Source organism: Erwinia sp. 1181_3 (assembly GCF_052824965.1).
In genome coordinates this window covers 268,788-285,705 of record NZ_VTDE01000002.1, presented here as the reverse complement: position 1 = coordinate 285,705, position 16,918 = coordinate 268,788, and the positions used below count along the sequence as shown (strand labels likewise).

Here is a 16,918-nt window from a genome sequence, read left to right as displayed (position 1 = left end):
CAGTTTACTGAGTGATAAAATGCGTCAGCCCTTCGCTCCAGCCCTCGGGGCCAAAGTGCGCGGTATGATAGATATGATGTTTATCCTGACGTTCCAGGATGATGGGATTTTTACTGTAGCCTTTGATTACGATGGCATAATCGACGGCATCCAGCATCGGCGCATCGTTGGGGCCATCGCCCAGTCCAATGGTGACGGGGGATTTGTCTCCCTGCAGGGTGTGTTGAAGTAGCCAGCGCAGTGCGGCGCCTTTGCCGCTGCCTTCCCGCATCACGTGCCAGAAGCGTCCTCCCTGAACTAAGGTCAATGCCCGGGCCTCCAACTGCTGGCGGAACAGGGCGAACTGTTCGCTACTGTCACGCCAGATAAGGCTTTCGGAGGCTTCGCGCAATCTGGCCAGAGCAGCATCATGCGGCGTCAGTCCCGTCCATTCGGAAACCTCTTTTTCGCTCACATCAGAAAAACCGGTGAACTTAAAGCCATACTGCTGCTTCAGTTGTGCTAACTGCCCGCACAATGCCGCGTAGTTAACGGTGCTTTCAGGAAGATGCGGTGACGGCGTACGGGCATGACCATCGCTCACAACGGCACCGTTTTCAGCAATAAAAGGGGTGCCACTTAGCCCCAGTGCTCGCTGTAGCGGAATGATTTCTGCTGCGGTTTTGCTTGAGCAGATCACCAGCGGAATGTGGTGCGCTTGCAAACGCGCCAGCCAGGGCTCAGCAGGCTGCCAGCTGTAGGTGTGGTGATCAAGCAGCGAGCCGTCGAGATCGGTGACGATCATCAGTGGGTCCTGCAACGTCGGCATAAGCCCTACCTCAGAGTGATATTTGGCAGTAGAACCGTCAGTATAGCTCAGCCATCGCATTGAGAAGGGTAGGGAAGGGATTGAGGCAAGGCTTCCACTCACTCCAGGAATTATCTTAAAAAAAACAGTGTTAAATAACGGGCGTGATTATCCCGGTAGGAAGAAGAAGCCAGATGTGGTGCAGCTTAGCGTCGTTTAAGCTGTACGAAAATTCTCAGGCTGTACACATTAGGCGGTGTATTAAGACTTATCCGAACGTGAGGATCGGTTAGTCTGCTAACGTTAAAGAATTCCCAGATGTAACGAACTTCATTTCCTGTGAGAAACACTTTTATCCCGGCCTGGTTTGGTCGGGATTTTTTTTGCCCATTGATATCAGGTCAGGGATTCAGAAGGGATGTACATTATTCAGGGCAAAAAAAAGCCCGCGCTGCGCGGGCAAAAATCCTTGTTACTTAGGTGCTGCCCATTGAGTGGACATCACCGTCTGCCCCTTTGGGGGTGGCGCAGTAAGAATATTCTAAGGGTTTACGCCGTGAAAAATCTCACTATGAATCGTAAAGAAAGTGAAAAAACCTGATGGGATAAGGCTTTACCCAGCTTTACCCGCCGCAGACAGTGATGTGAATCCAGACTGGCTATACTCTTTGTGCGGGTCATCCCGTGCGATAAAACAGATAACGGAGAATTTATGGACTTTTTACGAATTGTAATTGCGATTCTATTACCCCCACTGGGTGTGTTTATGCAGGTCGGTTTTGCAGGTGCCTTCTGGCTGAATATCCTGCTGACGATATGTGGTTATATCCCGGGCATTGTGCATGCTGTCTGGGTCATCGCCCGTCGCTAATCATTGATGTGAGTGCCTGCGCAGAGTGAGATTTTCGGTTAAACTCATCCAAAAATGGCGCAGGAGGGGTTATGAAGGTCAATGAACGGGTAACAGTGAAAACGGATGGCGGACCGCGTCGTGAAGGTACGGTTCTGGCCGTTGAGAACTTCAGTGAAGGTACTATGTTTCTGGTCGCGCTTGAGGACTACCCATTGGGGATCTGGTTCTTTAATGAAGTCGGTCATGACGACGGCATTTTCGTCGAGCCGCATTCGTAATCTGCTGTACGGGGCGACCCTTTTTCGGTCGCCCCTCCGCCCTGTGATCAACGACTCAGAACGTTTCCCAGTGGTCATTGCTGGTGGATGCCAGCGCAGGCCGTGGAGCCGCTAATGCTTTGGATTGACTGCCTGTGTTGCTGGTTTTTACCGTGGCTGCTGCGGCACCATTCAATTTAAAGGCTGATACCGCCTGAGTCAGACGCGCCGCTTGTTCTTCCAGAGACGCCGCCGCAGAAGACGCTTCTTCTACCAGTGAGGCATTCTGCTGGGTGACGTTGTCCATCTCGGTCACTGCCATACTCACCTGCTGAATGCCTTTACTCTGCTCGTCAGAGGCAGCAGCAATCTCCGCCATAATATCGGTCACCCGACGGACGGCATCAACAATTTCACCCATCGTATTACCGGCGTGGCCAACCTGTGCCGAACCTTTGCCGATCAAATCTACCGATTCAGCTATCAGTCCTTCGATCTCTTTCGCTGCACCGGCGCTGCGCTGCGCCAGATTGCGAACTTCGCTGGCCACCACGGCAAAACCACGACCTTGCTCACCGGCGCGTGCAGCTTCAACGGCGGCGTTCAGTGCCAGAATGTTAGTCTGGAAGGCGATGCTGTTAATCACCGTAGTGATTTCGGCAATTTTCTTCGAGCTGGTGGAAATATTATTCATGGTATTCACCACGCCAGTGACAATATCGCCACCCTGGCGTGCTTTGCCGGAGGCATCCGAGGCGAGCTGGCTGGCATGATGAGCATTCTCAGCGTTCTGTTTCACCGTCGCAGTCAGTTCTTCCATACTCGCGGCGGTTTGTTCCAGCGCCGAGGCCTGCTGCTCGGTACGGGAAGAGAGGTCGGTATTGCCCGCTGATATTTCGCTGGAGCCTTGATAAATCGCTACGGCTCCTTCACGCACGGTGCCAACGGTTTTCACTAAGGCCTGCTGCATCAGCTGCAGATTATTCCCCAGACTGCCAATTTCACTGCGTCCCCAGTTTTGCAGTGGCGCGGTCAGATCGCCACGGGAAATATGTTCAATGCGTTCTACCGCCTGGCGTAATGGGGTAATAACCACCCGGCGCAAGAAGATAAAGGTCGCCAGGGTTAATAACAGCGCAAGGCCAAACGCGCCTGCCATCATAATAAAGCCGAGACGGGTTTGAGAGGCGGCCTGCACATTAATCGCTTCCGCGCGTTCGGTACGGATCTTAATGGCTTTTAACAGCACCGCGTTATACGCATCGTCCAGCTTGCGGGTGTAGTCAGTTTCCTGGGCAATAACGCCTTCAAAGCTCCCATCGGAAGCACTTTTTACCATCGGCATGACGCCCTGAGTGATATATGCCTCAAAACGGGTTTTCAGTTCGCCATCCAGCGCTTCATCAGCCGGCGTTTTTACCCGGCGGTTGAGATAGGCATTAAAGCTTTCGCGTGCCGATTTAATGCGTGCCTGAGTTTTGTCGAGGTTGGTTTTGAACTCATCCATCTCACCAATACGTGCGGAAGCTCCTGCGTGGACTACGGTCAGGCGTGCCGTACGTAAATGGTTGGAACTGTTAGAAAGCGCCATACGTACCTGAATCTCTTCCGTCACATCATTCAGTGACTGATTACTCTGAATCAAAAAGTAGCTGGCGAGGCCGATACACAGGGCAAAAAGTAGCAAAATTCCGCCAAGAATGGCGGCGAACAATGGAACCAGACGCAGGTGTTGCCAGAAGCTGATAGCCTGATGTTCGTTAGATTGTAATTGTGATTTCATATCCATTGCTCTCTGTCAGGTAGGGACGAAGTCATACTCCGGTCGTCTACAAAACATCGGCATACGGGCTAAAAGGATTAGGGCTGGAAGTGCGAGCAGGCTCACAAAATGAGTATTATCTGATAGGAGGCGGGGGGCCGGTGAGTACCAGCCTCCCCTGGATGATTATCTTACGTTGACATAAATACCGCTGGTAACGTTATCAGTTAAACGAACCACATGATAAATAACCTGCTTGTTATGCGTTTTTATTTTACGTTTGATATTACCTTTGTGTGATGACACCGTTTTCGCTTTTATTTGCATTTTATCTGAAATCTGAATGGTGTCGTGACCTGACATCCACATCTTCAGCATGTTTGACTCCGTCTGACTGAGCGTCAGTGGATGTACGTCGAAGCCCGAAGAATAGCGAGGTGACAGATTAAGTTTCTTTTGAAAGTACGTGCTAAGTAATGAATCCAGGGTCGACGGCTTTATCGATTTTGATGTAATAATCAGATTCTTACGAACGTAGAGGTATTCCTCAAAATGGATATTAGAGATGGCCATAAAAATGAAAAACAACGTATCAGGATGCTGCATAATAATGTTTCTGATTCGTTGGCTTGCATCGGATTCATGAATGAAGCAATCTTCATTAATAAAAACAACGCCGGGTTGAAGCTGCTGGCACTTTATTTGTAACTGCTCAATATCGTTAACTGAGGTTATATTTTTCTTTTTAACCCCTTTCACTGCCATATAGTCAGTTAAACCTAGCCGTGTATAGTTACATGAATCCATAATAATCGTTGGCATAATAGCGACCCTCACCAATTTGTTATCCGTTTAAATCAACGATGAATTACGCGCGTTCGGTACGAGAGCAAGAGTTCTGTTTCACGGTCTTGTTATATTTACCCAGCGTTAGCAAAGCTTGCCATTGACGGCGAGGGTACTTAATTCATCCTTGCTGACAGGTAGTTTGAGTTTTGACGAGGTGAAAACCTGTCTGAGTACCAGGGTCAGTGCAAAAGCAGAGGTTCCGCTTAGCAATCTGACTTAACACAGCATTTGACGCAGCTTTCTGCCTGCATCGACACACTATCGCGCAGAAAACAGAAAACTCTGATAGGACGATTCTTAAAAACATTCATTTTCCGAAAGTGTAGACTCACGGAGTGCATTGACAATGCCGGAAAATGTATTTTAAAACAAGGAAAACCGCGAAAAATAAAATTCCCATAAAAAACAGTCGTTTGAGTGTTTTTTAACCGTTAACTCTTTCGCAACAAATCATCGGTTTGAGGGGATAAAATACGCTAAGTGCGTTTTAATAAGAATGATTTTCATCGTGCTAGTGCATTTATCAGAATTTCCTTAAGGATATTCTGCAAATAATGGCCCAAAAAATACACAGATGTATTTTCAACGCTTAACAATAACTTTGCACAAAAATGAGAATAGGTAAGTTTACTTACCGGGTAATTCACTGAGCAACGTTGCCAGCAAGTCGAACACTTCACTGAACAAATGTTCGCAGAAGGGCGCTAGCAGCGGCATCATCAGGCTAATGAACACCATACCGATTGATAAGGTAACAGGGAAACCAATAGCGAAAACGGAGAGTTGAGGTGAAACGCGGTTTAACAAACCCAGGGCCAGGTTTAAGGTGAGTAACAGAGTGATTAACGGTAGCGCTAATCTCATGCCATTAAGGAAAATCAGGCCTGCCGCTTTGGTCAGGGCCATAAACGCATTGCCGTTAAGCGGTTCCCCGCCGATGGGCAATGTATGAAAACTGTCGGCAACCATCGAAATCAGCCACAGATGACCGTTGAACGACAGAAACAGCAGCATGGCCAGCATATCCAGAAAGCGTGCCAGTACCGGCATATTCAGGCGGCTGCTCGGATCGAAGAAGGTGGCAAAGGATAATCCCATCTGCAAACCTATCACTTCACCCGCTGTGCGCACGGCGGCAAACGCAAACTGCATGGTGAAACCAATCGATACGCCAATCAGTATCTGTTGGATTAGCAGCCAGAAACCACCGACAGAGAACAAGGTAACGGTAGTGGGGGGTAAGGAAGGCACCAGTACCCAGGTAATCATCACACCCAGCCCGATTTTGACTTTACGACTGATGGATTTTTCATTCAGTAACGGCGCAGACATGATCAAAGCCAGCACACGGGCGAGGGGCCAGAAAAGCTGACTTATCCAGAACAACAGTTGACTACTGTCAAAAAGAATCATTATCCGATCATATACGGCAGGTTACTGAACAGAGTGCGCATATAGTCGAGCACCAGGTTCAGCATCCAGGGGCCGGCAATCACGATAGTGGTGACAACCGCCAGGATCTTAGGAATAAAGGAGAGCGTCTGTTCGTTGATCTGGGTTGCCGCCTGTAACAGGCTGATAAGAAAACCACTGACCAGCGCAGCCAGCAGCAGCGGAGCCGCCAGCGCCAGCGCAATCAACATGGCATCATGCCCCAGTACCATTACCGATTCAGGTGTCATTGTCGTGGCTCCGGGTTAGGAATAGAAACTTTGGGCCAGCGAACCGACCAGCAACTGCCAGCCATCAACCAGCACAAACAGCATGAGCTTAAAGGGTAGCGATATGGTCGCCGGTGGCACCATCATCATCCCGAGAGCCATCAATACGCTGGCGACCACCAGGTCAATAATCAGGAACGGAATAAAAACGGTAAAACCAATCTGGAAAGCCGTTTTCAGTTCGCTGGTGACGTAAGCCGGCAGCAGAATACGCATCGGTACGGCTTCGGGGCCGGCGATTGGCGGTGTGTTGGCTAAACGGGCAAACAGTGCCAGGTCACCTTCACGCGTCTGACGCAGCATAAACTCACGCAGCGGCTGGGAACCTTTCTCAATGGCTTCCTGCATGCTGATTTTGTCTTCACTGAACGGTTGATAGGCATCGGTATAAATTTTGTCGAACACCGGGCCCATAATAAAGAAGGTCAGAAACAGTGCCAAACCCAGTAAAACCTGGTTCGGTGGTGCAGACGGTGTACCGAGTGCACTTCGCAGCAGGCCAAAAACGATAATGATGCGCGTAAAGCTGGTCATCATCAGTAAGATGGCTGGCAGGAAGGTCAGCGAGGTAATAAACACCAGTGTCTGAACGGGCAGTGACCAACTCTGGCCGCCATTGGCCATCGGTTTGCTGATCAGGCCCGGTAACTGGGCATAAACATCAGGTGCCAGCATCAGCAGGCCGAGCAGCAGCAGTGGAAGGGTGCGTTTCATTTTTTCTTCCCGGCGCTTTTCATTAATGACTGGAGAACTTGACGGAAATCGGGCTTTGGTTCCGCAGAGTCGGATGTCTCTTGCTGAGGTTTGGCAGGCAGCGTGTGCAGATGGGTAATCTGCTGTGCAGTAACACCCAGCACCAGACGCGCATCATCAACGTCGACAATCACGACACGTTCACGTTGACCCAGCGAGCAGCTTGCACTGATATTCAGTGTCTGACTGCCGCTGCGTCGTGAAGCAAAGCCGAAGCGTTTTGCCACCCAGGCACAAGCGAGAATAAGAATAATAATCGCTGCCAGCACGCCACTCACCTGAGTGAGCATAGAGCCGGTTGAAATGGCCGGCTGTGGGATGACCGGCTGCTGCTGCGTGGTATTCATTTAGCGACTCAGGCGACGCATACGTTCAGACGGGGTAATAATGTCGGTGATGCGTACGCCATACTTATCGGCCACCACGACCACTTCACCCTGAGCAATCAGATAACCGTTAATCAGGATATCCAGTGGCTCACCCGCTAATCCATCCAGTGCGACAACCGAACCTTGCGACAAGCGCAGCAGCTCTTTGATTGTCATTTTGGTACGGCCCAGTTCAACGGTCAGTTTGACCGGGATATCCATAATCATATCGATATCTTGCAGAGAACCGGACACATCGCCCACATCCAGCGATTTAAATACGCTGTCGGTGGAAGAGGATTTTACCTGTTCATTCATTGCGTCAGCCCACAGGTCGTCCGCAGAGATGTCGTCATCGGACGGCTTATTCGTATCACTCATCGGGCTGTTCCTCATTCAGCGAATTCAAAATCGGGTTGATCAGGTGTTCCACGCGCAGAGCGTACTGCTTATTCAGCGTTCCGTACTGGCTGGTCAACACCGGCACGCCATCCACATGGGCGATAATGCGGTCCGGTTTTTCAATCGGTAATACGTCGCCAGGCTTCAAGGCCAGCAGACGTGAAATTCTCATCGATACTTCGGCAAAATTCGCCACCAGTTCCAGCTCAGAGTGCTGAACCTGTTTCACCAGCGTGTCACGCCAGTTTTCATCTTCGCTGCGAGAGTTTTCTAACGGTGGGTTCACCAGCGTTTCACGCAGCGGTTCAATCATGCTGAATGGAATACAGATATTGAACTCACCGGTCAGGTTACCAATCTCAACCTGGAACGGCGTGGTAACCACGATATCGTTAGGTGAGGTGGTGATGTTGGTGAACTTCACCTGCATCTCTGAACGAACGTACTCGACATCCAGCGGATAGATTGGCTTCCAGGCCTCACTGTAACAGTCGAGCGCCAGCTTCAGCATACGACGGATGACGCGTTGTTCAGTGTGGGTGAATTCACGTCCCTCGACTTTCGTCGGGAAACGGCCATCACCCCCAAACAGGTTATCTACGGCGATAAACACCAGACTCGGCGAGAAAACCACCAGCGCCGTGCCACGCAGCGGCTTGAGGTGGATAAGGTTAAGGTTAGTTGGCACCGGCAAATTGCGGGCAAACTCATGGTATGGCTGAATCTTGATCGCGCCGACCGAAATATCCGGGCTGCGGCGCAGCAGATTGAACAGCGCCATACGATAAGAACGCGCAAAACGTTCGTTAATGATCTCCAGTGCCTGCAGACGCTCACGAACCACGCGGCGCTGGGTATTGGGATCATAGGGGCGAATGTCGCTCTCGCCACCGCTACTGACCTTATCTTCTGTCGCACTATCGCTGTCGCCATTGAGTAGTGCGTCAATTTCTGCCTGAGAAAGAATGCTATCGCCCATAAATATCCATCACCGCAGAATGAAGGCCGTGAAGAGGACATCTGTCACGACCTGCTGTGGTTGTCCCTGCACCAGCGGAGGTGCCAGTACCTGTTTTATCTGTGCTACTAATGCCTGCTTGCCTTGTTCATTCGCTAACGCCGAGGCACTTTGACGTGAAAGCAACAGCAGCAGACGACTACGGACTTCCGGGAGATAATCATTCATACGACGACGCGATTCTTCGTCTGGCAAACGCAGCGTAAAGCCCACGTACAGCACACGATCCGGGTCGTTATCTGGGTTGATCAAATTAACCGTAAAAGTATCCAGAGCAAAAAACACCGGCGCAGGTGGCGGCTCCGGCTTTGCTGCCGCAGCGGCATCAGCCGGAGTTTTCATCATGCGCCAGACTGTATAGCCCGCCACGCTGCAAGCGACCAGAGTCACAATGAGTAACACCGGTATCAGGAGCTTACGTTTGCCGCTTTTGGCTTTAGCGTTATCAGTCATATTAGCTGTAACTTCCTGTGATTATTTTCGGGGGCGGTGCCACGTAATCCACTGTCCCACGGCGTTATGACAAATTATCCCGCGTCTTGCGCCAAACAATAGGCAGAAAAGACGCGAGTTTTGCCATCAGCTTACGCGTTTGTTGCCGTCAGGCGAAAATATCAACAGCATTGGAGCCGGCTGCGCGCGCCTGCAGGGCGGCAGGAACGGCAATTGGCGTCACATCACTGTCATTTTCTGTAGCAAGACTAAACGGGCTTCCGTTGTTATTGCGCTGCTGTTCCTGCTGACCAGCAAAAGACTGGCCTTGCTGGAACGCATCGCTACTGACATTACTTTGACCCAGGTTGATGCCACTCTCAGCCAGAGAGGCGCGCAGTTGAGGCAATGCTGCCTCCAGTGCGGCCCGCACCTGGCTCTGATTTGACACCATACTCAGCTGGGCCTGGTCATTATCCAGTTTCAGGCTGATCTGGATACTGCCCAGGTCCTGCGGATGCAGATGCAACTCGGCGGTCTGTTGCCCGTTGCGACTGAACATCAGGATCTGTTGTCCCAGTGCCTGCTGCCATTCCGGGCTTCCCAACTGAGAATTCAGCAGAGGAGTTGCCGGTGCACTTACCATCGAGGTTGACGTCGGGGTAAGTAATGAAGACGCGGTACTGATCACATTATTGGTTATCGTCGCGGTAGGGGCAGAACTTGAATTTTCTTTATCGATATCTTTGCTGACGTTGCTCATAACCTGCTGAAAAGCCGGGTCGAGAGTCACCGCGCCTGGATTTACGGACGCTTTACCTGTGCCCGTGCCGTCAGAAGATTTTGCACTAACGGGAACCAAAAGGGCGTTATTGCTGTTTTTAGCGTCTGCGCTAGTGGCATCCCCTTCTTCCGTTGTCACTTTACCCAGGGCCGCACTCAGCGCATTCAGCGTCGATTGTTTATCGCTTTTATTCAGCCCAGCGGTGAGCAGATCGCTACTTTTTGCCGTAGCACTGGCAACGGGAACGGCGGCGTTGTTCGGCAGCATGGCATAAAGCGCCTGCAATGCCTGAAGATCGCTGTCGCTGAGTGTCACCGCAGGTGCCTCTTTTTCATCCGTTGCCACATCGTCTTTGGTAGCGATTTTTGCCTGCTGTGGCTGCAAGAGGGCCGTCAGCGTATCGGGCTTATCCAGAGCGGCCAGCAGATCGCTGATGCCCGGCTTCTTAGCCTCTTTGCCGTCATCACTGGCTGCAACCTCGACGCCATCGACTGCCACACCCGTTCCACCCTGTTGGGCCAGGGAGAGCAGGCGGTTGCCTAAAAGCGTCAGGAAGCCCTGCTGCGAGGTCTCCCCACCCACCGTTAATTCACTGCCGGTGCTGTCGAGAGTACTGTCGCCGGTGCTGCTGACTTTCGCGCTGCCGGTGGTTGCCGTCGTCGTGACCGCAGTTGGTAAGGTAATCATTCGCCTTTCCTCAATGATGCCCGTTGGGCAAATTCATCCATCCGTTTCTGATCGAGACGGTTTTCTTGTAACAGGGCGGTAGCCAGCGCGCGTGACTGAAGAGTCTCGTAGGCGTGCAGCCGTTGTTGTTTGTCGCGCCACAGGCGCAATGCATTTTCCACGCGCGTATTCCAGTGCAGCAGTTGCTGACGATGTTGCTCAATCGCGTTTTCCAGCGTCTGAATAAACTGGTGATAGTTGTACCAACGGGTACTGGCTATCCCTTCGCTCATGGTGTTGTTAAGGTTCTTGCGGTATTCGTCCTGATAATTGAGCAGCATGTTGAGCTGCTCATCGGCCTGTTTTTGCGCTCGACGCACGTCACCTAACTGAATGGCGGCTTTTTCCACATCTTTGTGCGCCAGATCGCGCAGCGTATCAATGGCTGAGACTGTTTTTGTCATAAAGCCCTCCAGTCAGGCGGCATCACGGCACAGGGCGTGATGCGACTTCAGATGAAACTTAACCAAAAATCGCCTGCAAATGCAGGCTGGCATCGTCGAAGGTGCTGCGCTCAAACATGCCCTGTTGCAGGAAAGCTTCCAGTTCAGGGTAGAGTTTGATCGCTTTATCCAGCGTTGGGTCGGTTCCCGCTGCATAGGCGCCCACGCTGACCAAATCACGGTTGCGCTGATAGCTCGACAGCAGCTGTTTAAACTGACGCACGCGGGCGTAATGGGTCTCATCGATCAGGTGTGCCATTACGCGGCTGATCGAGGCTTCAATATCAATGGCCGGATAGTGGCCGGATTCTGCCAGGCGGCGTGACAGAACGATATGGCCATCAAGGATGGCGCGGGCTGAGTCAGCGATGGGATCCTGCTGGTCATCCCCTTCGGTCAGAACGGTATAGAAAGCGGTAATCGAACCACCGCCGTCGATGCCATTACCGGCACGTTCTACCAGTGCAGGCAGTTTCGCGAACACGGAAGGCGGATAGCCTTTGGTCGCAGGGGGTTCACCGATGGCCAGGGCAATTTCACGCTGCGCCATGGCATAACGCGTCAGGGAGTCCATGATCAGCAGCACGTGCTGGCCACGGTCACGAAAATCTTCGGCAATACGCGTGGCGTACGAAGCACCCTGCATACGCAGGAGGGGAGAGACATCGGCCGGGGCGGCAATCACTACCGAACGCGCACGTCCTTCTGTGCCGAGGATATTCTCGATAAAGTCTTTCACTTCACGGCCACGCTCACCAATCAGGCCCACGACAATCACGTCGGCTTTGGTATAACGGGCCATCATGCCCAGCAACACACTTTTACCCACGCCGGAACCGGCAAACAGGCCCATACGCTGGCCGCGTCCGACGGTGAGCAGGGCGTTAATCGCACGCACACCGGTATCCAGCACATCGGTAATCGGCGTACGCTGCAACGGGTTAAAAGGCGGGGTATTCAGCGGTGCGCGATAGCCGGTTTCTGGTGCAGGCAGCCCGTCCAGCGGGCGGCCGCTGCCGTCCAGCACGCGGCCAAGCAGCTCCGGGCCCAGCATCATCTGTTTACCGCTGTTCTGTTTGTCGCCGGCGATACGTGCGTACACGCGCGCTCCGGGCAAAATACCTTCAACTTCTTCCAGCGGCATCAGCAGCAGCTTCTGGCCGTTAAAACCCACCACTTCACTTTCCACTTCGCTAACGCCCTGGCTGTCGTGACGTTCAATCACACAGGTGGCACCCAGCGGCAGTTGCAGCCCGGTCGCTTCCAGTACCAGACCGGTAGCGCGGATCAAACGACCATAACGACGGACGTCCGGCACTTGTGCCAGACGTTGTTCGAAGTTGTCGAGTGCGCCAAGCCAGCGCGACAGGCGAGTGGTCATTATAATTCTCCCGGTGCGGCCAGGCGGCAGAGTTCGTGCCAGCGGGTGGCAATACTGGCATCCAGATCGCCATCTTCCGCGCTGACCTTGCAGCCGCCGGGATGGATGGTACTGTCACCGAGCAGACGCCAGCCGTGCAGGCTGAGCGTCGCGCCCAGCGTGGTTTCCACGCGGGGCAAATCGTCGGGATGGACGCGCAACGTAGGTTTGCCGCTGAACATCGGTTCCTGTTGCAACATCCCCTGAATCTGACGCAGCAGGGCGGTACCGTCGACGTGAGGCGCCTGGCCAATCACCTGACGGGCCGCTTCCAGTGCCAACTGCATCAGACGTGAGGCAATCACGCTATCCAGTGCTTCCAGCGTATGGTGAAACTCGGAAACCAACTGCTGCATACGCGCCTGTAATGGCGCCTGCTGCTGCTGTGCCTCTGCCAGACCCTGTTGAAAACCAGCGTCATAGCCGGCTTTCTGACCTTCAGAAAAACCGCGCTGCTGCCCTTCGGCGTAACCCAGACCCTGGGCTTCGTTGCGGACCTGAGCCTGCAACTGTTCTAACTGAAACTGCTGCTGCTCAATCGGGTCATCGGTAGTGACCTCGGGTAAGACCAGCTCTTCAAGCAGCGGACGATCCGGGCGCGCCAGGTCGTTTGGCTGCCAGCGTTGCCAAGGCAGTGACGCGTTATCAGACATAAGTTTCCTCGCCACCACCAATCACCATCTCGCCGGTTTCGGCCAGACGACGAACAATCAACAGAATCGCTTTCTGTTCGGTTTCCACCGCAGACATACGCATTGGACCGCGGTTGGCGAGGTCGTCGCGCAGGATGTCGGCAGCACGCTGCGACATGTTGCGCAGGAATTTCTCGCGCAACGGCTGCTCGGAACCTTTCAGAGCCACCAGCAGCGATTCGGATTCCACTTCCTGCAACAGGCGCTGGATACTGCGATCGTCCACTTCGACGAGGTTTTCGAACAGGAACATTTCGTCGATAATTTTCTGTGCCAGCTCGCCGTCGAACTCGCGAACCGCTTCGATAACCGCTTCTTCCTGCTGAGTTTTCATCAGGTTGATAATCTCTGCCGCGGTACGAACACCACCCATCTTCGCACGCTTGAGGTTCTGACCATCCAACAGGCCATTGAGCACTTCGGTCAGTTCTGCCAGCGCGGCTGGCTGTACGCCGCCGAAGGTGGCAATACGCAGCATCACATCGTGACGCAGACGTTCGTCGAACTGCGCCAGAATATCGGCCGCCTGGCCGCGTTTCAGGTGCACCAGGATGGTGGCGATGATCTGCGGATGTTCGTCGCGGATCAGGTCGGCAGCCGCCTGTGGTTCCATAAAGTTGAGCGTGTCCATCCCGGAGGTGGTGTCGCGCGTTTCGAGAATATCTTCCAGCAGGGTGGAGGCTTTCTCTTCGCCCAGCGCTTTGATCAGCACGGAACGCAGGTAGTCGTTGGAGTTGAGGCTCAGCGCTGCAAACTGCTCTGCATCAATCTCAAACTCGCGCAACACATCGGTCAGCTGTTTATGTGACACCTGACGCATGTTGGCAATCGCGGTGCTGAGGTGCTGCACTTCACGGGCATCAAGGTGTTTGAACACCTCTGCGGCGCGGTCTTCGCCAATCGTCATCATCAGGATGGCGCTTTTCTCAGTACCGGTGAGACTCATAGTTCTTCCTTCATCCACTGGCGAATAACCAGAGCCACCACGCGTGGGTCATTTTCTGACATCTCACGAATACGCTGGCTCATCACCTCTGCACTCATGCGGTGCTGAGATTTACGTTCCTGGTCAAGTTCATCTTTCGACAGCTTGACGGAGATTCCGGACTCTTCATCTTCGGCCTGACGTGCAGCAGTAATGGCAGCAGCTTCCAGCGCGGCTTTCTCCTGCTCTGCTTTACGACGCAGCTGTGGACGAACCAGTTTGCGGTAGAGGATGTAAGCCACAATCAGCACCAGTAACCAGCGTCCGGCTTCCAGCATCTGCTCGATAAATGCAGGCTGTTTCCAGAATGGCAGTTCAGCACCAACGTCACTGTTTTCCGTGAACGGAGAGTTAACCACGTTCAGACTGTCGCCACGCTGCTCGGAGAAGCCCATCGCTTCACGGGTCAGGTTTTCGATCTGCTTAAGCTGTGCATCATTCAGTGCAATAGGCTTACCGGCGGCATCGGTACGGTAGTTCACCACCACCGCAACTGACAGACGCTGAACTTCACCGACATTCATCTTGGTATGCAGGATGGTGCGGTTCACTTCATAGTTAGTCGTGTCATCGTTACGCGTATTTGACGGAACGATTTTCTGAGCGCTGCTGGTGGCTGCATTGGCTGCCGCATTATTCGCGTTAGCACCGGCTGCACCGTTAGCGCCAGTTGCACCCGCCGCACCGTTAGCACCCGCTGCACCATTGGCACCGGCGGCACCGTTAGCGGGAGTGGTAATTGGACCTGCGTTGGCCGGTGCCGGTTGGTTCGACAGGGCACCCGGAACGCCGCCAGGATACTGGCCACCAAGTTGTTCGCTGTTGCTGGTCTGGCGTGAGCGAATCGCTTGCTGGTCAGGGTTGCTGTTCGGTTTGTACTGCTCGTCGGTCTGCTCACGGGTATTAAAGTCGATCTGCGCGGTGACCTGCGCATGGACATTGCCGTTGCCAACGATAGGACCCAGGATGGCTTCGATACGCTGCTGGAAACGCGCTTCAACATCGCTGGCATATTTTAACTGGGTGTCATTGAGGTCACGCCCGGTTGGATCGTTCTGAGTCAGCAGACGGCCCGCCTGGTCAACGACGGTCACATTGCCCGGTGGCATACCGGCGACGCTGCTGGATACCATATGAACAACGGCGTTGATCTGGCCTTCATCCAGCGCACGACCCGGCTGCAATGCCAGGGTCACAGACGCGGACGGTGATTTCTGCTCGCGCACGAACAGCGTGGGTTTTGGCATCGCCAAATGCACCCGTGCACCCTTAACCGGGCCGAGTGTTTCGATGGTACGTGCCAGCTCACCTTCCAGCGCACGCTGGTAGTTCACCTGCTCGCTGAACTGGCTGATACCGAATTTCTCTTTATCCAGCAGCTCGAACCCCACTGCGCCACCTTTCGGCAACCCCTGTGAAGCGAGGCGCAGGCGCAGCTCATGCACCTGTGCGGCAGGAACCAACAGCGCACCACCCTGATCGTCGAATTTATACGGTACGTTCATCTGGGTCAGTTGCGTGACGATAGCCCCGCCATCCTCATTACTGAGGTTGCTATAAAGGACGCGATAATCTGGCTGCTTGGCCCACAATACCATCGCAATAACGATGGCAATGACCGCGGCCGCCGCAACGATAATAGGGATGCGTGGGTTGGCGCGTAGGCGAGCGAACAGGTCATTCAAACCTTTCTTCTCTGGATTATCCTGCGTGACAGTTGCATTCATGACTCGTTCCTGCCTGACAGTTGACCGGACTGTTGCGTGTAGTGTCGTAACAAAACTGACTCCCTGATGCGCTGGCTTAAAAAATTTCCACCTCAATGGACTGCCATTATTTTCTGAAATGAGAAATTCGATGGCTGGATAAGCTGTGATTTATGCGGCTATTTAGGGGCTTTGTCTTATTGACATTGTGTTAAGTTTGTCAGCAATCGTAATCACCACATCGTTCGTTCGGGAGAAAACATGGCTATTCAGGGTATTGAGAGTGTGATGCAGGCGCTGCAAACCACCGCAATGCAGGCTGCTGGCGGTAAAGGCGCTGACAGTACATCGCACGCAGATTTCGGCGCAGAGTTGAAAGCCGCACTCAGCAAGATCAGTGAAACACAAACGGAATCTCGTGCTCAGGCGCAGGACTTCCAGATGGGTAAAGAAGGCGTCTCACTGAATGACGTGATGGTGGATATGCAGAAGTCCAGCGTCTCAATGCAGATGGGCATCCAGGTGCGTAATAAGTTGGTCAGCGCGTATAGCGACATCATGAATATGCAGGTTTAAATTAGTTAAGTACCTGAATAAAATCGTTTAAAACCCTCTCCGGTGTGTGTGGGGGGCAGTAGTGGGGCAAAGTCGTTAACAGGGTTGGTAACCATCAGCCCTGCCATACCGCGTGAGAGTGAAAGCAGTCACTGATTAGCGGCGCTGTATCCTCACAGGCGCTTGTCGACACGTCATCAATGTGTTTTTTATTCAGTGGTCATCGTTGATGCCGATGCTATGCCCCTGCCAGCCAATATAGACACACTCAGACAGTCTAAAGCCCTATGCGAATGATACTTAATATCATTTAACTTGTTAAGAATGCTTCTTACTTGTATTATTGCTTTGCCCCTCACAGAGCTAACACCACAGAGTGCCGGAGATAAGCGCCGGAAGGGGTAT

At 52.9% G+C, this 16,918-nt stretch carries 19 protein-coding genes; 3 read left to right on the top strand and 16 right to left on the bottom strand.

Going from position 1 to position 16,918, the window contains the following annotated elements; all coding sequences use genetic code 11:
• Nucleotides 1-4 precede the first annotated feature (4 nt).
• Nucleotides 5-808 (bottom strand): mannosyl-3-phosphoglycerate phosphatase-related protein, encoded by an 804-nt coding sequence (locus tag FY046_RS05690; RefSeq protein WP_133842870.1) that lies wholly within the window; start codon nucleotides 806-808, stop codon nucleotides 5-7.
• Nucleotides 809-1,499: 691 nt separating this feature from the next.
• Between FY046_RS05690 and FY046_RS05685 the strand changes: the two genes are divergently transcribed.
• Together FY046_RS05685 and dsrB are read left to right on the top strand one after the other, a co-directional pair.
• Nucleotides 1,500-1,658 (top strand): YqaE/Pmp3 family membrane protein, encoded by a 159-nt coding sequence (locus tag FY046_RS05685; protein ID WP_133842872.1) that lies wholly within the window; start codon nucleotides 1,500-1,502, stop codon nucleotides 1,656-1,658.
• 71 nt (nucleotides 1,659-1,729) lie between these two features.
• Nucleotides 1,730-1,918, top strand: a complete 189-nt coding sequence (gene dsrB, locus FY046_RS05680) for a protein DsrB (RefSeq protein WP_133842874.1) — start codon at nucleotides 1,730-1,732, stop codon at nucleotides 1,916-1,918.
• A 55-nt stretch (nucleotides 1,919-1,973) separates the two neighbouring features.
• Here the strand turns inward: dsrB and FY046_RS05675 are convergent, their stop codons facing one another.
• The 15 genes from FY046_RS05675 to fliF form a co-directional block, all read right to left on the bottom strand.
• Nucleotides 1,974-3,686, bottom strand: a complete 1,713-nt coding sequence (locus FY046_RS05675; protein WP_167864395.1) for a methyl-accepting chemotaxis protein — start codon at nucleotides 3,684-3,686, stop codon at nucleotides 1,974-1,976.
• A gap of 159 nt (nucleotides 3,687-3,845) precedes the next feature.
• On the bottom strand, nucleotides 3,846-4,481 hold the full coding sequence (gene rcsA / locus FY046_RS05670; protein WP_167864396.1) for a transcriptional regulator RcsA: 636 nt from the start codon (nucleotides 4,479-4,481) through the stop codon (nucleotides 3,846-3,848).
• 654 nt (nucleotides 4,482-5,135) lie between these two features.
• A complete protein-coding gene (fliR, locus tag FY046_RS05665; RefSeq protein WP_133842880.1) occupies nucleotides 5,136-5,921 on the bottom strand; it encodes a flagellar biosynthetic protein FliR in 786 nt (261 codons plus the stop codon).
• Nucleotides 5,921-6,190, bottom strand: a complete 270-nt coding sequence (fliQ, locus tag FY046_RS05660) for a flagellar biosynthesis protein FliQ (RefSeq protein ID WP_133842882.1) — start codon at nucleotides 6,188-6,190, stop codon at nucleotides 5,921-5,923. Before fliQ ends, fliR begins: the two co-directional genes overlap by 1 nt.
• Before the next feature lie 15 nt (nucleotides 6,191-6,205).
• Nucleotides 6,206-6,943, bottom strand: a complete 738-nt coding sequence (gene fliP, locus FY046_RS05655) for a flagellar type III secretion system pore protein FliP (protein ID WP_133842884.1) — start codon at nucleotides 6,941-6,943, stop codon at nucleotides 6,206-6,208.
• A complete protein-coding gene (gene fliO, locus FY046_RS05650; protein WP_133842886.1) occupies nucleotides 6,940-7,329 on the bottom strand; it encodes a flagellar biosynthetic protein FliO in 390 nt (129 codons plus the stop codon). Before fliO ends, fliP begins: the two co-directional genes overlap by 4 nt.
• Nucleotides 7,330-7,731, bottom strand: coding sequence for a flagellar motor switch protein FliN (fliN, locus tag FY046_RS05645; protein ID WP_133842888.1), 402 nt, complete (start codon nucleotides 7,729-7,731; stop codon nucleotides 7,330-7,332).
• Nucleotides 7,724-8,731 carry a flagellar motor switch protein FliM gene (gene fliM, locus FY046_RS05640; protein ID WP_133842890.1) on the bottom strand — a complete coding sequence of 336 codons (1,008 nt, stop codon included), beginning with the start codon at nucleotides 8,729-8,731 and terminating at the stop codon, nucleotides 7,724-7,726. The genes fliN and fliM overlap by 8 nt, the downstream gene beginning before the upstream one ends.
• 9 nt (nucleotides 8,732-8,740) lie before the next feature.
• On the bottom strand, nucleotides 8,741-9,223 hold the full coding sequence (gene fliL, locus FY046_RS05635) for a flagellar basal body-associated protein FliL (RefSeq protein WP_133842892.1): 483 nt from the start codon (nucleotides 9,221-9,223) through the stop codon (nucleotides 8,741-8,743).
• A gap of 148 nt (nucleotides 9,224-9,371) precedes the next feature.
• Entirely contained in the window at nucleotides 9,372-10,673 is a 1,302-nt protein-coding gene (locus FY046_RS05630; RefSeq protein ID WP_446185858.1) for a flagellar hook-length control protein FliK, read from the bottom strand.
• Nucleotides 10,670-11,116 carry a flagellar export protein FliJ gene (gene fliJ / locus FY046_RS05625; protein WP_133842896.1) on the bottom strand — a complete coding sequence of 149 codons (447 nt, stop codon included), beginning with the start codon at nucleotides 11,114-11,116 and terminating at the stop codon, nucleotides 10,670-10,672. Before fliJ ends, FY046_RS05630 begins: the two co-directional genes overlap by 4 nt.
• 58 nt (nucleotides 11,117-11,174) lie before the next feature.
• Nucleotides 11,175-12,536, bottom strand: coding sequence for a flagellar protein export ATPase FliI (gene fliI, locus FY046_RS05620; protein WP_133842898.1), 1,362 nt, complete (start codon nucleotides 12,534-12,536; stop codon nucleotides 11,175-11,177).
• The gene (gene fliH / locus FY046_RS05615) at nucleotides 12,536-13,228 is read right to left on the bottom strand and encodes a flagellar assembly protein FliH (RefSeq protein ID WP_133842900.1); all 693 of its coding nucleotides are present in this window, start codon (nucleotides 13,226-13,228) and stop codon (nucleotides 12,536-12,538) included. The genes fliI and fliH overlap by 1 nt, the downstream gene beginning before the upstream one ends.
• Nucleotides 13,221-14,213, bottom strand: a complete 993-nt coding sequence (gene fliG, locus FY046_RS05610; protein ID WP_421507241.1) for a flagellar motor switch protein FliG — start codon at nucleotides 14,211-14,213, stop codon at nucleotides 13,221-13,223. Before fliG ends, fliH begins: the two co-directional genes overlap by 8 nt.
• The gene (fliF, locus tag FY046_RS05605) at nucleotides 14,210-15,979 is read right to left on the bottom strand and encodes a flagellar basal-body MS-ring/collar protein FliF (protein ID WP_446185857.1); all 1,770 of its coding nucleotides are present in this window, start codon (nucleotides 15,977-15,979) and stop codon (nucleotides 14,210-14,212) included. Before fliF ends, fliG begins: the two co-directional genes overlap by 4 nt.
• Nucleotides 15,980-16,219: 240 nt before the next feature.
• On the opposite strand from fliF, the gene fliE reads away from it, so the two are divergent.
• Nucleotides 16,220-16,534, top strand: coding sequence for a flagellar hook-basal body complex protein FliE (gene fliE / locus FY046_RS05600; protein ID WP_200640383.1), 315 nt, complete (start codon nucleotides 16,220-16,222; stop codon nucleotides 16,532-16,534).
• Nucleotides 16,535-16,918: the final 384 nt, after the last annotated feature.

What these genes read in the sequence shown, in the direction of transcription:
- fliI (WP_133842898.1), bottom strand. Translation starts at nt 12,536, where the DNA reads ATGACCACTCGCCTGTCGCGCTGGCTTGGCGCACTCGACAACTTCGAA.
- FY046_RS05690 (WP_133842870.1), bottom strand. Translation starts at nt 808, where the DNA reads ATGCCGACGTTGCAGGACCCACTGATGATCGTCACCGATCTCGACGGC.
- fliN (WP_133842888.1), bottom strand. Translation starts at nt 7,731, where the DNA reads ATGAGTGATACGAATAAGCCGTCCGATGACGACATCTCTGCGGACGAC.
- FY046_RS05675 (WP_167864395.1), bottom strand. Translation starts at nt 3,686, where the DNA reads ATGGATATGAAATCACAATTACAATCTAACGAACATCAGGCTATCAGC.
- fliG (WP_421507241.1), bottom strand. Translation starts at nt 14,213, where the DNA reads ATGAGTCTCACCGGTACTGAGAAAAGCGCCATCCTGATGATGACGATT.
- fliH (WP_133842900.1), bottom strand. Translation starts at nt 13,228, where the DNA reads ATGTCTGATAACGCGTCACTGCCTTGGCAACGCTGGCAGCCAAACGAC.
- FY046_RS05685 (WP_133842872.1), top strand. Translation starts at nt 1,500, where the DNA reads ATGGACTTTTTACGAATTGTAATTGCGATTCTATTACCCCCACTGGGT.
- dsrB (WP_133842874.1), top strand. Translation starts at nt 1,730, where the DNA reads ATGAAGGTCAATGAACGGGTAACAGTGAAAACGGATGGCGGACCGCGT.
- fliM (WP_133842890.1), bottom strand. Translation starts at nt 8,731, where the DNA reads ATGGGCGATAGCATTCTTTCTCAGGCAGAAATTGACGCACTACTCAAT.
- FY046_RS05630 (WP_446185858.1), bottom strand. Translation starts at nt 10,673, where the DNA reads ATGATTACCTTACCAACTGCGGTCACGACGACGGCAACCACCGGCAGC.
- fliJ (WP_133842896.1), bottom strand. Translation starts at nt 11,116, where the DNA reads ATGACAAAAACAGTCTCAGCCATTGATACGCTGCGCGATCTGGCGCAC.
- fliQ (WP_133842882.1), bottom strand. Translation starts at nt 6,190, where the DNA reads ATGACACCTGAATCGGTAATGGTACTGGGGCATGATGCCATGTTGATT.
- fliL (WP_133842892.1), bottom strand. Translation starts at nt 9,223, where the DNA reads ATGACTGATAACGCTAAAGCCAAAAGCGGCAAACGTAAGCTCCTGATA.
- fliP (WP_133842884.1), bottom strand. Translation starts at nt 6,943, where the DNA reads ATGAAACGCACCCTTCCACTGCTGCTGCTCGGCCTGCTGATGCTGGCA.
- fliR (WP_133842880.1), bottom strand. Translation starts at nt 5,921, where the DNA reads ATGATTCTTTTTGACAGTAGTCAACTGTTGTTCTGGATAAGTCAGCTT.
- fliF (WP_446185857.1), bottom strand. Translation starts at nt 15,979, where the DNA reads ATGAATGCAACTGTCACGCAGGATAATCCAGAGAAGAAAGGTTTGAAT.
- fliE (WP_200640383.1), top strand. Translation starts at nt 16,220, where the DNA reads ATGGCTATTCAGGGTATTGAGAGTGTGATGCAGGCGCTGCAAACCACC.
- fliO (WP_133842886.1), bottom strand. Translation starts at nt 7,329, where the DNA reads ATGAATACCACGCAGCAGCAGCCGGTCATCCCACAGCCGGCCATTTCA.
- rcsA (WP_167864396.1), bottom strand. Translation starts at nt 4,481, where the DNA reads ATGCCAACGATTATTATGGATTCATGTAACTATACACGGCTAGGTTTA.